The organism is Blastococcus sp. TBT05-19 (assembly GCF_003319095.1).
In the GTDB taxonomy this organism is placed as follows: domain Bacteria; phylum Actinomycetota; class Actinomycetes; order Mycobacteriales; family Geodermatophilaceae; genus Blastococcus.
Genome location: NZ_QOHI01000007.1, coordinates 39,149 through 53,403, shown reverse-complemented (window position 1 = coordinate 53,403; position 14,255 = coordinate 39,149). Strand labels below are relative to the sequence as shown.

The following is a 14,255-nucleotide window of genomic DNA, read 5'->3' as shown; positions in this document are numbered from 1 at the left end:
TAGGAATGGCGAAGGCCCCTGCCTCCCGCGTCAGGTCACGGGAGGAGGAGCCTTCGGTCGGGGCGGGGGTCAGACGAGGCCAGCCTCAATCGCCTCGTAGGGGTTGAGCGGGCTGCCAAGGTCCGCGAGCTGGCGGACGGCGTTGTCGTAAATCGGCGAGCCGGTGGCATGGCGGATGCCCCGGTCGAGGTGCTCCTTGAGCCGCCGAAGGGATGAGAGCGAGTCGGTCGGGTGGGGATCAGTCACGGTCACGAGCCTTCCTGGTCGAGGTACTCGTAAGGGTCGAGGTCGATGCCCATGGCGGCCAGCTCGGCGACCGCTTCGGCGTGCTGCCTCGTAGCCGGTCCGAAAGTGGCGCCGCCCTGCGTGCGCCACCGGGCCAGGAGGTCGAGAGCGGAGGTGCTCGACCGCCGGAAGCGGTCGCGGCTGGAGCCCGGCCGGATGGTGGTCGCTCTGCTCCGGATCGGTGTGACCGTCGCCGGGGCGGTCGGTCCGGCGATCCGCCATCGGTTCCGGGCCAGGCCGCCGACCGAGAGGCCGAGGTTGTCGCGGGTCATCCGCACGAAGTTGCGGACGGTCGAGGCTGCTCCGGGTAGCTCGGCCTCCACGAAGGCGCGGACGTAGAGCCCGACCTCGTAGTCCAAGCCAAGCGCCTCCCACTGGATGGCCTGGGGGCGGGTCCACTCCTGTTCCCAGACCGCAAGCTCGCGGGGAGAAGGCGCGGGAAGCGGGAACTCAGGCGCGGGCTCGGTACGGCCCTCGGTGGGCAGGGTGATCCACCCGGCAGCGTCGCTGGGGCGATCACGGCGAAGGGCGTTTGGGTCTGGGGCGGGGCCGCCCCGGCCGTGGTATCCGGCCATGCGTTGGTCCTTTCGGGATAGTCCTGGCCTGCCCGGCACCGCAACGCCCTCTCCGCCGGGGTGTCATGAGGGGGCTCGGGGGGGCCTCCCCCCACCCCGCGTGACCCTCCGTGAGTGGAGAGGCTGGGGCGAGGAGAGCGGCGCTCCTAGGGCTCACAGAGCGTCAGAGCCCAGTCCGACGCCATCCGTAGTTGCAGCGGCGACACTGAGCCTCGATGCCATCTGAGGTCCGACCACCGACGCGGACGGCTCGGACGTGGCCTCCGGTCGCGGGGTTAGCGGAGGTGAAGGGCTCACCGCAGCGGGCACAATGAGTCGCCCCTTGCTTGGCGGCTCGGCTGGCTCTACGGAAGCGGGAGTCGTAGCCCCGCTCAGAGTTGGACCCTCGCTGGATCTCGTACTCACGGGCATGGACAGGGCACATGCCTCGGAAGGTGGCGATCTCAGGGCAGCCAGGACGAGAGCAGGGGCGGGCCGCCCTGGGCATGGGGTCTCCAGATGGTGGGCCTCGTAGAGAGGGGGGCTCCAGGGCCTCGCTCCCAGGGCACATCCGCCAGGGGTCTCCGGGCCACCGTGGAGCACCCGCCACGAGCCGCCCGGCTAGTGAGTGCAGCGACGGATCCCAGGGTGACACTCACGACCCGCTCGACGCGGCGGGCTAAGACTGGGAACCGTTGAGCCGGGCGACGTGAGCGGCGCCCGCCGCCTTGTCCGCCCGTGTCACGGACATGAGGTGCCACAATCGCGGCGCCTCACCGGGTGGCCCTGGCGACGCTCCTAACCGGCCCAGCACCCAGGTGCCTATCGACGGTCGAAGCTGCGCCGCGAGGAGCCGTGGGCGCACCCTGGGCGACTCGGGGGGCGCGCAGAGACTGCCTGGGGGTAGGTCAGCCCCTCGACGCCGAAGTGGTGACCACCTGCCCGCGCACACGGCGGGTAGGGACGGCGACGATCGGGAGGACGCTGGTCGCCTCGGTTGCTCGCACGATCCGAGGCAGCAGTCGCTCCCTGTTCTCCACGACATAGCGCAGGTGCTCAGGAGAGGCGGTGGCCGTAGCGTCGAAGGGGACGTCGGTCGTCGTCACGGCAGCGAGGCCGCCGAAGAGGACGTCAGCGAAGGCGGGGCGAACCATCGCCGTGTCGTCGTCGGCGGCGGCCCGCAGCGCTCGGAAAGCGCTGACGATCTCGTCGTACTCGCGGGACAGATCCCGGAGCGCCGTCCACTGGTCGGTCCGCTTCGCCTCGATGGCGGCTTCGGCGTCCGGGATGCCACGGAGAGCCGTGACCACCGGCTTCGCTCGGTCCAGGACGTCGGTGAGCTGGCTGGCGAGGCCCTCGTACAGGTCGTCCTCAGATGCCTCGATGCAAGACAGGATCTCCCGGCGGGCGTCGGCGGGGAGCGCCGCGAATAGGTCGGCCGCCTCTCGGTGTGCAGCCGCATCGGCGATGGCTCGGGCCATCTGCTCGATGAGCACGCCGACGTCGTCGGGCTCGCAGGTTCGCACGGCCTCACAGAAACCGGCGGCGGTATCGCGGGTAGCAACAGCGACCTTCGCGGCAGCGGCGGCCAGTGCTACCGCACGGTTGAAGGCGGCGACGAGAGGTTCGATCTCGTTAGCAGGCAGGAGACCGGTCAGGCGCTCGGACGTGTAAACGGCGTAGGCGAGCTTGCCGTCATGGGTGGGGTTGAAGCGGGGCAGGCGGGCCATGTCGATCTCCTATGTGGGTGAGGCTCCGGGGCTTCTCCGGAGTCGGGTGGGGGCCGCCGAGAGGGGCTTCTCCTCTGGCGGTGGGACGGCGCACGCAGACGGGGCGGCTCTGGAAGAAGCCGCCGGAGTCGCCCCGTCCGGGCGCTCGGACCCCGCATGCCGTCTACGAGTCGGCGGCGGGGGAGTAGGGGTCAGGCCCGCAGACGGCGGGCCAGTTCCTCGGTGGCCTCGTGGTGGAGGGCGGCGACGTACTCGCCGGGGGCCTCGGCCATGACGACGAGGGCGCGCTCTTCCAGCCAGTCGATGACCAGGACGCTGGCCTTCTCGCCGGGGGGTAGAGCGTGGACGAGGGCGGCCTCATGCGGGGTGAGGGAGATGTCGGTCGGGACCGTCACCTCGTCGGGCCGCTCGTCGGGCTCCAGGAAGGAGAGGAGCATCGGATCGTCGGTGTAGAGGTCCACGGTGAGACGCTCGAAGACGCTCACGCCTGGTCCTCGACGTCCCACCGGCTCATTTGGTTTCGGAGAGCGGCCAGGTCGCGGAGGATCTCCCGGCCCATGACCTCCACGCGGGCGAGTGCGGTGGCTCGGTCCTCGTCACGGCGAAGCAGCTCGCCGAGAAGCCGGCCGACATCGGAGCCGGTCAGGGCCGTGTCCTCGCCGGTGTCCGCGACGTCGGGAGTCGCCTCGGCGGCGTGGTCGCGGTGTCGGACGAGAACGAGGTCGTCACCGGGACGGCTCCGGCGGGTCACCGGGGCAGGGGCGCCGGTGACGGCGGGGGCGAGCAAGGGTCGGCTGATGAGGGTCATTCGGTGTGTCTCCCTAGTGAGGTGTCGGCGGACCGGGGTGGTGCCGAGGTAGGTGCTCTCCGGCGGGTAGCGCCGTCGGAGAGCGGTCGAGAAGGGGCTAGTGAGCGGCCCGGTGACGGGCCTCGCGGGCCGTGAGGTCTGCCCGGATCTCGGCGACGCGGCGGGGGATGACGCCGTCGGAGTCGGTCAGCTCGTAGGAGCCAGGGCAGGCACAGTGGGTTCGGCGGTCGCCGAGGGCGAGGTTGTCCAGGTCGTCTCCGGCGCCGTGAAGGACGTCGCGGTGACATCGCTCGCAGCGGGCGTCCACGAGATAGGCGTGGTCGCGGGTGGCAGGGCGGAGGTAGGTGATGGTCGCCCGGCCGGTGGTGTATTCCAGGACGTCGGTGGTGTGTTCGGTCGGCATGGCTGTGGCTCTCTGGGTGATGAAGGTGCAGGTCAGAGAGGCGAGACGGCCGAGATGGTGTGTTTGGTGTGCTGTCTCAGATCCACCCCAAGGAACGGTTCACTAGGGGGTCGATGACAGGTCGGACACCAAACACACCAAGCACACCATCCGATTGCCGCCTCGCCCCGCGTCGTCAGCTCGTCAGCGCCAGCCCGCGTCCGGCGGCCTCCGCCGTCGCCTCCAGGTGCGCACGGCGCAGGCGCTCGGCGACCGGGAGGATTCGGACGTTGCGGTAGATGGGCCGGTTGGAGCGGCGGTCCGGCGTGATCCCGGCGCGCTCGCCGATGGCGGTGGTGAACAGACGACGGCTGAACTTCCGGTCCTCACCCACCTCGTCGGCCCAGTCCTCGTAGGATTTCCAGAGGTCAGTGAGGGTGACGACGTCCAGGCGCTCGCCGGTGATTTCCACGCGGTCGGCCAGGAACTCGCCGAGCCGGTCGGACTCCTCGCGGTAGGCGCTCGTCCCGGCCTTCAGGGTCTCCGGCTCCTGGAGCCCGTCGGCGTACCACTCGATGGCACCCCGGACGGCCCAGGCCAGGATGCCCTCGGCCTCAGCCAGGAGCTTCTCCCCGAGGCGGCCGTCGCGCTTGTCGGGCTCGACGTAGCGGCGGAACGGGACGAGCTTGACCCGCCTCCAGAGGCCCTCGTCCTGCCCCTTGAAGTTCGGCTTGTAGTTCGTGGACAGGATGATCAGGAAGCTCGGCTTGAACTCGAAATACTCGGCGCGCATGAAGCGGGCGGAGATCGTGTCCTGACCCGTGACGCGCTTGATTGTGGCCTCGGCCATCGGCGCGCCCACCTCGCCCTCCGAAGCGAGCACGAGGCGCGCTCCCTTGAGAGCGGCGATGTCGTTGGGGATGGAGCCGGGGCGCTGCTGCTCGAAGGTGGAGAACGGCGTCGCCACGGTGTGGGCCGTGAGGATCGACTTGAGGGTCTCGGTGAAGACGCCCTTGCCGTTCCCGCCCTTGCCGAAGAGGACTGCGAAGCACTGCTCCCGCGTGTGGCCGGTGATGCCGTATCCGGTGAGTCGGCGCATGAAGTCCACGACGTCGCGGTCCGTCTCGCCGTCCTCGTCCACCAGGGCCTCGTCCAGGAAGCGCTCCCAAGTGGGGGCGGTGGCCTCCGGGCGGTAGGCGACATCGACGCGGCGGGTGAGGCGGTCTCGCAGGCTGGCGGGCCGGAGGTTGCCGGTGCGGAGGTCGATGACGCCGTTAGCCACCAGCAGGACGTCGGGGTCCGAGTCGAAAGCCGTCCACTCGGCAGCGACGCCGGGCAGGGACTTGAGAGTAGTGATGATGTCGGCGATGGAGCGGGCACGCCTCATCGCACGGGCCGAGGTCATGAGGCGGTTGGCTCGTGCCTGGAGCACCCGCGAGGCGTCGCTGTCACCTTCGTCTCGGGCGCGCTGCCAGAGCTGGTCGGCGGCGTCCGTGAGCTTGTCGCCTACGGCGTGGATGAACGGGACGACCTGCTCGACGTGCACGGGCGACCAGACGCCGTCGGGGCTGCCGAGCAACCACCCGCCTCGCGGGGCCGAGTGGGCGAAGGCGAGGCCGTAGCCGAGCGAGCGGATGTGCTGGAGCGAGAGCCGTGCTCGGCTCAGGTCGGAGTCGGCGTCGGCGGTCAGCCAGTCCACCGGGGCCGTGGCGGGCACCCCCGCGCTCTCCCACTCCTCGTCCGTGACCGGCTGAGCGGACCGGCGACACGAGAGACAGGCGTAGGTGACGAAACCGCCGTGACTGTCGGTGCGCCGGTCTTGGCACGGCTCGCCGGAGTTGTGGCTACCCGGATCGGAGCAGTGAAGCGGTACGACGAGGAGGGCGGGGTCTTGGCCGTCTTCGGGGCAACCCGAGACGTGGATGAAGTAGTCGCGGGGACTGAGGTCGGGACCGGCGAAGTCCGTAGCGGACATGGGTGTTCCTTCGATGTAGGGCTGGCGAAGCCCGTGTGGGTGGGGAGAGTCGCGGCGTGGAGGGCCGCGTGGCCTGCGCGTCTGGCGCATGGGCGTCCGATGGCGGGGGGGTTCGCTCGACGTCGGCAGAGCCACGACGACGACCGGGGTTCCAAGCCCGGCGTCTTGATGTCGCGGCCCCGCCGACGGAGCCACCACCCACCCGAAGGGGACGCCCCCGTCCGGCCAAGGACGGGGTCTGGTGGGGGACCGGCTCGACGCGGCATTTACACGCGGCGGAGCCTCGGTCCTGATGCGGGGGTCGCTGGGAGGGACCGACGCCGGTCTGAGGACCGGCGTCGGCCTTCCCTACAGGGGACCCCTGGACGCCGACTAGGACGGCGTCCTTCTCCGAGACCTGACGACCTCGGGATCTTGGGTGCCCCCGGCGGCACCTCTCTGACCCGCCCAAGGGGGAGGAGAGACACCGCCGGGGGCGGTCGGACGCGGCGGTCGCTACCTCGCCTGGCCGTCCGGGCCGACCTCGGGACCGCCGCGAGGGAGCACGCGGACGGCGAGGCCGGGGATCAGGGTGTTGCTTAGGCCGCGTGGGCGGCGGTGAGCTGGGCTACCTGCTGGCGAAGCTGAGTCAGCTCGTTTCGACGCTTCTCGCGGAAGCGGCGCTGCTTCGCCGCGTTGGCTGCCGCCCTGCACGGCGGGCAGTACGACGGCGGCCTGCCGACGTGGTCGCCGATGTAGACGACGTCGTTGCAGCGCTCGCACGTGATGGATCGCAGATCGATCACCTCCTCTTCTCGTGCCGTGACCAGAAGTGGTCGTTCCTCTGCGCAAGCGCCGAGGGAGAGAGCTGCACCTGTCTCTCCCCCATGACGTCTGCGAGCCGGGGCGGCGTTACTCACCGCCGCTCAAGATTCCTTTGCAGGACAGATCTATGACGCGGGTCGGAGAATGACCGCCAGGCGGTCACGCTGGGCGGCGGTCAGCGGGGGAGCAGAGTCCACGACGCGGGCGATGTGGCCAGCGGTGTCGGGGCGGGGAGCAGGGCGACGGGGCATGCCCAGGACGTCTGCGAGAGCCCCGGGATCTGCTCAGGCCCCGACGATCACGCTCCGGCGACCCACTCGATCTCTACGGACTCCGGTCGGAAGGTCCGCGTCCCACGGCCTGGCGGGTGCAGGCGGACGACCATGAGCAGATCGACCACGGCTCGGCGGCGGGCGGTGCTCATCCGGTCCCAGGCTGCCTGGACGTCGGCTGAGGACACCAGCGGCCCGAGGACGTCAACGCGGCCCGCGTCTGCCAGCTCGTTCTCCACCTCGGTCAGTCTGGTCTTGATGTCCTCGGTGATCCTCGTGAGCTGGCTCAGCTCGATGGCGCCCGCCGCGAAGGCCTGGGCGGCCCCGTCCAGCCGCGTCCGCAGGGCGACCGCCTTTTCCCTGAGCTTCCCCACGTCGGGCTTCGACTCGTCGGTCAGGAGGTCCGCCGCGTCCGGGCGGCTCAGGCGAGACACGACGACGGCAGAGACATAGGCCTCCACTGGCTCAGCGGCTCGGCTCACATGCTTCATCGACCGGCATCGGTAGATCCGGAGTGGCTGGGTCATCGCTGCACCGCCGGAGTGGACTGTGTCGCCGCAAGTGCCGCACCTAGCGACCCCAGTGAGGAGGGCGCGGGCGTTCGCCGGAGCGGTCCGGCGGCGAGGGTCGCGGAGAAGATCGACCGCTGCCCGCCAAGTGCCCTCATCGACAATGGGGGGCCAGGTGGCGGGTCCGACTACGTGGTCGCAGGCGTAGACGCGGCGCCTCTCCTCCCGCGCCCTCTCGCGGTCCTCCTCGGTGACGTGCGAGCGGAGGGCGGCGTTGCGGGGGTTGAGCAGGACGTCGCGGACGCTGCTCCGGGTGAAGGGGCTGGGCACGTCCTTGCGCTCGCCGGAGTTGCCCCGCTGGCCCGTGGTGAGGCCGCGAGAGTTCCAGTCCCGAGCAATCTCGGCGAGAGGCTCCCCAGCGAGGAGAGCGCGGTAGCCGTCGTAGACGGCGGCGGCCTCTTCCTCAATGACCTCCGTGCCGCCGAGCGTGTAGCCGAAGGCCTTGCGGCCTCCCACTCGGCGACCGGCCTGGGCCGCCTGGGCCTGAGCGCGCTTCTGCCGGTCGGACTTCTGCTCGATCTCCAGGCGGGCCAGGCTGCCCAGGTTGTCGGCGAGGTAGCGGCCGGTCGGCGTCTCCCACTCCAGGTCGGGTCCCCGGACAAGGGAGACGACGACCTTCCGCTTCTCGCACAGTTCGTAGAGCCGGACCTCATCGCGGCGGTTGCGCTGGAGCCGGTCCAGGTGCCACGCGATGACGACCTGAACGGCTCCGTCCTCGATGAGCTGGAGGACCCGCTCGAAGCCGGGCCGCTTCTGTCGTCCCTTGGCGCTGACGTCGTTGTCCTGCTCGACGGCGACTACATCCCAGCCCCGGTCCATCGCCCGGCGCTCGCAGTCCTCGCGCTGGCGGGTGACTCCCGCCTCCTCGCCGGTGCGGTCCTCACTGATGCGGAGGTAGATCGCGGCGCTGGCGGTCATGGGAGGCTCCTCGGGACGGGTGGACAACATCTGCCGTTCGAGTGTCCTCCTAGTCGCCTGGACCCTCGCCGATCTCGGCGGGCTCACGGTTCCGGGAACCGACGAGATCGCCGAGGCCCTCGGCATGCGACTGCAGCGGGCGGCGGCGTGAACACCCTCGAGGAGGACCTCGAGGCCGCGGGGTCGGCCGGGGCGGACGCTGCCGTGCGCCGTGCGCGGGCCTGGCTGACCCGCGCGGTGGAGCCGGGCACCGTCGATCTGTGGCGCTTCGTCGAGGACGTCGGTCCGGTCGAGGCCGTACGGCAGCTGCGGTCGGGTGCGGCACCGGCGAGCATCCGGTCGCTGGCCGGTCCCCGGGCAGAGCAGGACGAGACGGCGGCCGACCTGCGTCGCGCCGAGCGGTGCGGCGCACGCCTCGTCGTGCCGGAGGACGGGGAGTGGCCCGACCTGGCGTTGCACGCGCTCACCGTCGCCGCCGCGCAGGAACCCCTCGACCGAGCGGACCAGAGCGACCGCACGCTGGCGCTGGTTCCGCCGATCGCGCTGTGGGTCCGCGGGCCCGCGCGCCTCGACGAGGTGACCGCGCGGTCGGTCGGCGTCGTCGGCTCTCGCGCGGCCACGGCCTACGGCGAGCACGTGGCCGGGGAGCTGGGGCACCAGCTCGGCGAGCGGGGCTGGACCGTCGTCTCCGGTGGCGCCTTCGGCATCGACGGTGCGGCGCACCGCGGGGCACTCGCCGCGGGCGCGCCCACCGTCGCGGTCCTCTCCTGCGGGGTGGACCGCCCCTACCCGGCCGGGAACGGCGCACTGTTCCACCGGATCGCCGAGACCGGGCTCCTGGTGAGCGAGTGGCCGCCAGGCTGCGCGCCGCTGCGCCACCGCTTCCTGGTGCGCAACCGGCTGATCGCGGCACTGACCCGCGGCACCGTCGTCGTGGAGGCGGCGGCCAGATCGGGGGCGCAGGCCACCGCGAAGCGGGCGCAGAAGCTGGGCCGCCCGGTGCTGGTGGTCCCGGGTCCGGTGACGAGCGCAATGTCCGTCGGCTGCCACGAGCTGCTCCGCGACGCTGAGTCCGGCGCCACCCTCGTGACCTCGGCAGCACAGGTCATCGAGGCCGTCGGCAGCATCGGCAGCGATCTGGCCGCACCCCCCGAACGGCCGGCCTCGCCGCGGGACGGGCTCTCCGACCTCGCCGTCCGGGTCCTCGACGCCTGCCCGGTGCGCGTCGGGGTCGGGCCGGAGCGACTGGCCGCCATCGCCGGTTGCGACGTCCTGGAGGTGCTCCGCGTGCTCCCGGCGCTGGAACTGGCCGACCTCGTGCAGTGGACGGGATCCGGCTGGCGGCTCGCACCGGCACCGAAGCCGACCGGCGCGGCGCCTTGACCAGCGCGACCCGCCGACGCACGGTGCCCCCGTGCCCAGTCCCAGCACCGCCGAGGTCCGTGCCGGGCTGCCGCCCGCCCTGGCCGAGGCGCTGGCCGGCTACGAGGAGCACCTGACCGCGCAGCGCGACCTGTCGGAGAACACGGTCCGCGGTTACGTCGGTGACGCGGTGCGGATGCTGGACCACCTCGCCCGCCGCGGAGGACAGCAGCCGCACGACCTCGACCTCGCCACGCTGCGCAGCTGGCTCGCCTCGGGCCGCACGCGTGGGCACAGCCGCTCGACGACCGCCCGCAACGCGGCCAGCGCCCGCTCCTTCACCGCCTGGCTGCGCCGCGCCGAGCTGCTCCCCGAGGACGTCGGCCAGCGGCTGGTCAGCCCGCGCGCCCGCCGCACGCTGCCCGACGTGCTCGCGCCGGCGCAGGCCCGCGACCTGGTGGATTCCACCGCCGGCGCCGACGAGCCGGTGGGTCTGCGCGACGCCGTCGTCCTGGAGCTGCTGTACGCCAGCGGCATCCGCGTGAGCGAGCTCGTCGGCCTCGACATCGACGACGTCGACCGCGGCCGGCGGCTGCTGCGCGTGCTCGGCAAGGGCAGCAAGGAGCGCAGCGTCCCCTACGGCGTCCCCGCCGAGCGTGCACTGGACGCTTGGCTGACCCGGGGGCGACCGGCGCTCGCCACCCCCGACTCCGGGCCGGCCCTCCTGCTGGGGCTGCGCGGCCGCCGGCTGGACGCCCGCGAGGCGCGGCGCACCGTGCACGCCGCCACCGCCCGGGTCCCGGGTGCGCCCGACATCGGACCGCACGGGCTGCGTCACTCCGCGGCGACCCACGTCCTGGAGGGCGGCGCGGACCTGCGCTCCGTACAGGAACTGCTCGGCCACGCTAGCCTCGCGACGACGCAGATCTACACGCACGTGACGGTCGAGCGGCTCCGTGCGGTCCACGCCCAGGCGCATCCGCGTGCCTGAGGCCGGCCGGCACGGGCGACGTACACCGGCAGTCATGACCACGCGGGGCCACGGACGGGGAACCCGCAGCACGACCGAGGAGCGCGACCGTGTCTGAGGCAACGATCCACCGGCTCGACGAGTCCGGCGAGGACACCGACGCCATGCTGGCCGAGCTGTGGACCCGCTACGTCGAGGGCCGGGACTCCGCGCTCCGCGACCGGCTGATCCTGCACTACGCGCCGCTGGTCAAGTACGTCGCCGGCCGGGTCGGCAGCGGTCTGCCCGCGCACGTCGAGCAGGCCGACCTCATCTCCTACGGCACCTTCGGCCTCATCGACGCGATCACCCGCTACGAGCCGACCCGCGAGGTGAAGTTCGAGAGCTACGCCATGTCGCGGATCCGTGGCGCGATCATCGACGAGCTGCGCAACACCGACTGGATCCCGCGGTCGGTGCGCGTCAAGGCCCGCCTGTTCGAGCGCACCGTCGCCGAGCTCGAGGCCAAGTACCGGCGCACTCCCACCGACGAGGAGGTCGCCGATGCCATGGAGATGGACGTCGACGACATCCGCAAGTTCCTCGGCCAGCTCTCGCTGGTGAACGTCGTCGCCCTCGACGAGCTGCTCACCGACGACGACGGCGGCGCCCCCCGCCTCGGCGACACGCTGCAGGACACCTCAGCGCTGGACCCGCAGGCCATGGCCGAGCACGGCGAGGCGCGGCAGCTGCTCGCCCGCGCCGTCGAGCAGCTGCCCGAGCGGGAGAAGGTCGTCGTCTCCCTCTACTACTTCGAGGGCCTGACCCTGGCCGACATCGGCCGCGTCCTCGGCGTGACCGAGAGCCGCATCTGCCAGCTGCACACCAAGGCCGTCCTGCACCTGCGCACCAAGCTCGCTGACATCGCGTGACGACAGCTGCGGGAGCATCGCAGCGAGGAACGAGCGAGGAGCGGACCGCGGCGCGGAGTCGCGCCGTAGTCATCGCCTGACCCTCGCGGCGCCTGCCTCAGCCGGCGGGGCTCCGACGACCGCCGGCGTCCCGTCCCGGATGGTTCGCGTGGCCGGTGCGGTGATCGGCGTGCGACAGGGCCTGGCGGACCAGCTCACCGATGTGGTCGTCGGCCAGCGCGTAGTAGATGAAGGTGCCTTCGCGGCGGTTGGAGACCAGCCCGGCGAGGCGCAGCTTGCTCAGGTGCTGGCTGGCGGCGGTGGGGGAGGTACCCGCGAGATCCGCGAGGCAGGCGACCGACGTCTCGCCCTGCATGAGAGCCCACAGGATGTTCAGCCGGGTGGGGTCGGCCAGCATGCGCAGCGCGTCGGCGGCCTGCCGCACGGCGTCCGGCGCGGGCATGTCGAAGTCCTCGATGCCCTGGTGCACGGCCCGACCATACCGGTGTTGTCGTGAAGGTAGATACCTTCGCACCTACGCAGCTAAGTTGGTCGGGTGATGACCCGAGCACCGGCGCCGCCCACCGCTGTCAGCACGGCCCTCGTCGAGGAGGAGCGGGCGTCATGAGCACCGTCGCGCTGGTCCTCTACGTCGTCGCCCTGGTCGTGCTGTTCGGCGTCAGGTCGTGGGTGCAGCACCTGCGCACCGGCAGCACCGGGTTCAAGGGCATCTCCGGCACGCCCGCGGACGCCGGCTGGTGGGGTGGCGTCCTCTTCGTCGTCGCCATCGTGCTGGGGCTTGCCGGTCCGGTGCTGGCCGTCACCGGCGCGGTGCCTGCCGATCCGCACCCGATCGTCGCCGGCGCCGGTCTCCTCGTGGCGCTGGCCGGCTTCGCCGCCACGCTCGCCGGGCAGACCGGGATGGGTGCGTCGTGGCGGATCGGCGTCGACCGTGCCGAGCGGACGGACCTCGTGACCACCGGGGTGTTCGCCGTCGCGCGTAACCCCATCTTCACCGCCATGGCGCTCGCGCAGCTCGGCCTGGTCCTGATGGTGCCGACCTGGGTCAGCGCCGCCGCGCTCGTCGCACTGGTCGCGGCCGTGGAGTTGCAGGTCCGCACGATCGAGGAGCCCTACCTCCTGCACCACCACGGTGCCCGCTACGCCGACTACGCGGCGCAGACCGGGCGTTTCGTTCCGGGCGTCGGCCGCATCCGCCTCGTACGGCACCAGGCGCGGCGACCCGACCGGGACGCGCGCCCGGGGTGAACCGGACCTCCACGCACTCCGCCGTGCGGATGCGGAACGGGCTAGGTTCGTACCGACCGGCTCGGTGATCCGCGGAGGTGCGTGTGCCGATCGACTTCCACGACGTCGCGAACCGGAACAGCTACTCGGGACGGCAGGTCGACCCGTCCTGGTCTGCCGCCGTGCGCGAGCTCGTCGACCCGTCCGGCGCAGTCGTCGTGGACGTCGGCTGCGGTGGCGGCATCTACAGCCGCGGCTGGCACGACCTCGGCGCGGCGATGGTGCTCGGCGTCGACTCGAGCGCGTCGATGCTCGACGCCGCCCGCACCGAGCACGGCGGCCTGCCCGGGGTCGACTTCCGGCTGGGGGACGCCGCCGCGACCGGCCTCGCGGAGGGCTGCGCCGACGTGGTGTTCGAGCGAGCCCTGGTGCACCACACGCCGGATCTCCCCGCGGTCGCGGCCGAGGCGTTCCGCGTGGTCCGGCCCGGCGGTACCTGCCTCGTCCAGGACCGGACCGCCGACGACGTCGCCCAACCGGGCTCTGCGACGCACCCGCGCGGCTGGCTGTTCGAGGTCTTCCCGCGACTGCTCGAGGTCGAGAACCGTCGCCGTCCGGACCCCGGCGAGCTGACCGCCGCGCTCACCGGCGCCGGCTTCGAGGAGGTCACGGCGACGACGCTGTGGGAGGTGCGCCGGCGGTACGACGCCCCCGAGGAGTACCTGGCGGAGATCACCACCCGCACCGGCCGGTCGATCCTGCACGAGCTGGACGACGCCGAGCTGGCCGAGCTGGTGGGCGCTCTCCGCGAGCGGCTCCCGGACGGGCCGGTCGAGGAGATCGACCGGTGGACGATCTGGCGGGCCGGCCGACCCAGCTGACCCCGTCCACCGGCAGCAGCCGCACCTCGGGTGGGCGCAGGAGCGCCAACGGGTCGAGGTACTCCTCGCCCCGGCGCAGCCCCCAGTGCAGGCAGGCGCCGACGGGGCAGCCGGGATGCCCGGCGACCAGGGTCCCGAGCGGCGCCCCGCGCAGCACCTCCTGACCGGCGCCGACCCCGGCGGTCACCGGCTCGTACGTCGTCCGCAGGCCGCCGGCATGGTCGACGCTCACCACCGGGCGCCCCGCGACCATCCCCGCGAACGCCACGACCCCGTCGCCGGCGGCGAGCACCACAGCCTCCGGGGTACCGGCCAGGTCGACCCCCCGATGACCCGGCCCGTAGGCGTGCGCGGGCGCCTCGAACGGGCGGGTCACGGCGAGCTCGCCGACCAGGGGAGCGGTCCACGGCGGTACCGGCGGGGGAGCGGCGGCCGCCGGCGTCCCGAGACCGACCACCAGGAGGCAGACGACGAGCAGTGCGCGGGAGATCACCGGTCGATGCTCGCCGCGCACGGGCCACAGGGGAGCGGTCGACCGGGATCCGTGGATCGCTCCGGTGGCTGTGGACGATGCCGGCAGCCCGTCACGGCCGGCGCCTCCGACCGG

At 72.2% G+C, this 14,255-nt stretch carries 15 protein-coding genes and 1 pseudogene; 5 read left to right on the top strand and 11 right to left on the bottom strand.

The window, feature by feature from the left end:
• Positions 1–69: 69 nt before the first annotated feature.
• The 9 genes from DQ244_RS17235 to DQ244_RS17195 form a co-directional block, all read right to left on the bottom strand.
• Entirely contained in the window at positions 70–252 is a 183-nt protein-coding gene (locus DQ244_RS17235; protein WP_113812745.1) for a hypothetical protein, read from the bottom strand.
• Positions 249–644: a hypothetical protein gene (locus DQ244_RS19725; protein WP_199580455.1), complete on the bottom strand. Its 396-nt coding sequence runs from the start codon at positions 642–644 to the stop codon at positions 249–251. The genes DQ244_RS17235 and DQ244_RS19725 overlap by 4 nt, the downstream gene beginning before the upstream one ends.
• A 1,103-nt stretch (positions 645–1,747) precedes the next feature.
• Positions 1,748–2,569: a hypothetical protein gene (locus DQ244_RS17225; protein WP_113812744.1), complete on the bottom strand. Its 822-nt coding sequence runs from the start codon at positions 2,567–2,569 to the stop codon at positions 1,748–1,750.
• Between the two features lie 191 nt (positions 2,570–2,760).
• A complete protein-coding gene (locus DQ244_RS17220; RefSeq protein WP_113812743.1) occupies positions 2,761–3,054 on the bottom strand; it encodes a hypothetical protein in 294 nt (97 codons plus the stop codon).
• Entirely contained in the window at positions 3,051–3,377 is a 327-nt protein-coding gene (locus DQ244_RS17215; RefSeq protein WP_113812742.1) for a hypothetical protein, read from the bottom strand. Before DQ244_RS17215 ends, DQ244_RS17220 begins: the two co-directional genes overlap by 4 nt.
• A 97-nt stretch (positions 3,378–3,474) precedes the next feature.
• The gene (locus DQ244_RS17210) at positions 3,475–3,780 is read right to left on the bottom strand and encodes a hypothetical protein (protein WP_113812741.1); all 306 of its coding nucleotides are present in this window, start codon (positions 3,778–3,780) and stop codon (positions 3,475–3,477) included.
• Between the two features lie 175 nt (positions 3,781–3,955).
• Positions 3,956–5,476, bottom strand: a complete 1,521-nt coding sequence (locus tag DQ244_RS17205; protein WP_158544604.1) for a phage/plasmid primase, P4 family — start codon at positions 5,474–5,476, stop codon at positions 3,956–3,958.
• Between the two features lie 836 nt (positions 5,477–6,312).
• A complete protein-coding gene (locus DQ244_RS17200; RefSeq protein WP_113812739.1) occupies positions 6,313–6,519 on the bottom strand; it encodes a bZIP transcription factor in 207 nt (68 codons plus the stop codon).
• Positions 6,520–6,836: 317 nt separating this feature from the next.
• Complete coding sequence (locus tag DQ244_RS17195; RefSeq protein ID WP_158544602.1) at positions 6,837–8,297, bottom strand: recombinase family protein; 1,461 nt, start codon at positions 8,295–8,297, stop codon at positions 6,837–6,839.
• A gap of 147 nt (positions 8,298–8,444) precedes the next feature.
• Between DQ244_RS17195 and dprA the strand changes: the two genes are divergently transcribed.
• The 3 genes from dprA (at position 8,445) to whiG (ending at position 11,540) form a co-directional block, all read left to right on the top strand.
• A complete protein-coding gene (gene dprA, locus DQ244_RS17190) occupies positions 8,445–9,680 on the top strand; it encodes a DNA-processing protein DprA (protein ID WP_113812737.1) in 1,236 nt (411 codons plus the stop codon).
• 31 nt (positions 9,681–9,711) lie between these two features.
• Positions 9,712–10,650 (top strand): tyrosine recombinase XerC, encoded by a 939-nt coding sequence (locus DQ244_RS17185; protein WP_113812736.1) that lies wholly within the window; start codon positions 9,712–9,714, stop codon positions 10,648–10,650.
• A gap of 89 nt (positions 10,651–10,739) precedes the next feature.
• Positions 10,740–11,540, top strand: a complete 801-nt coding sequence (gene whiG / locus DQ244_RS17180; protein ID WP_113812735.1) for an RNA polymerase sigma factor WhiG — start codon at positions 10,740–10,742, stop codon at positions 11,538–11,540.
• Between the two features lie 97 nt (positions 11,541–11,637).
• Here whiG and DQ244_RS17175 read toward each other — a convergent pair whose 3' ends face one another.
• On the bottom strand, positions 11,638–12,009 hold the full coding sequence (locus tag DQ244_RS17175) for a metalloregulator ArsR/SmtB family transcription factor (RefSeq protein ID WP_113812734.1): 372 nt from the start codon (positions 12,007–12,009) through the stop codon (positions 11,638–11,640).
• 134 nt (positions 12,010–12,143) lie between these two features.
• On the opposite strand from DQ244_RS17175, the gene DQ244_RS17170 reads away from it, so the two are divergent.
• Both DQ244_RS17170 and DQ244_RS19995 read left to right on the top strand, forming a co-directional pair.
• On the top strand, positions 12,144–12,788 hold the full coding sequence (locus tag DQ244_RS17170; protein ID WP_113812733.1) for an isoprenylcysteine carboxylmethyltransferase family protein: 645 nt from the start codon (positions 12,144–12,146) through the stop codon (positions 12,786–12,788).
• 83 nt (positions 12,789–12,871) lie between these two features.
• Positions 12,872–13,648, top strand: a complete 777-nt coding sequence (locus DQ244_RS19995; RefSeq protein ID WP_113812732.1) for a class I SAM-dependent methyltransferase — start codon at positions 12,872–12,874, stop codon at positions 13,646–13,648.
• Between the two features lie 61 nt (positions 13,649–13,709).
• Here the strand turns inward: DQ244_RS19995 and DQ244_RS20105 are convergent.
• Positions 13,710–14,024: pseudogene (locus DQ244_RS20105) on the bottom strand (peptidoglycan DD-metalloendopeptidase family protein); the annotation flags it as partial.
• Positions 14,025–14,255 lie beyond the last annotated feature (231 nt).

Excerpts from the sequence above, each read along its gene's own strand:
- DQ244_RS17225 (WP_113812744.1), bottom strand. The coding sequence starts at position 2,569 with ATGGCCCGCCTGCCCCGCTTCAACCCCACCCATGACGGCAAGCTCGCC.
- DQ244_RS17215 (WP_113812742.1), bottom strand. The coding sequence starts at position 3,377 with ATGACCCTCATCAGCCGACCCTTGCTCGCCCCCGCCGTCACCGGCGCC.
- DQ244_RS17195 (WP_158544602.1), bottom strand. The coding sequence starts at position 8,297 with ATGACCGCCAGCGCCGCGATCTACCTCCGCATCAGTGAGGACCGCACC.
- DQ244_RS17210 (WP_113812741.1), bottom strand. The coding sequence starts at position 3,780 with ATGCCGACCGAACACACCACCGACGTCCTGGAATACACCACCGGCCGG.
- DQ244_RS17170 (WP_113812733.1), top strand. The coding sequence starts at position 12,144 with ATGAGCACCGTCGCGCTGGTCCTCTACGTCGTCGCCCTGGTCGTGCTG.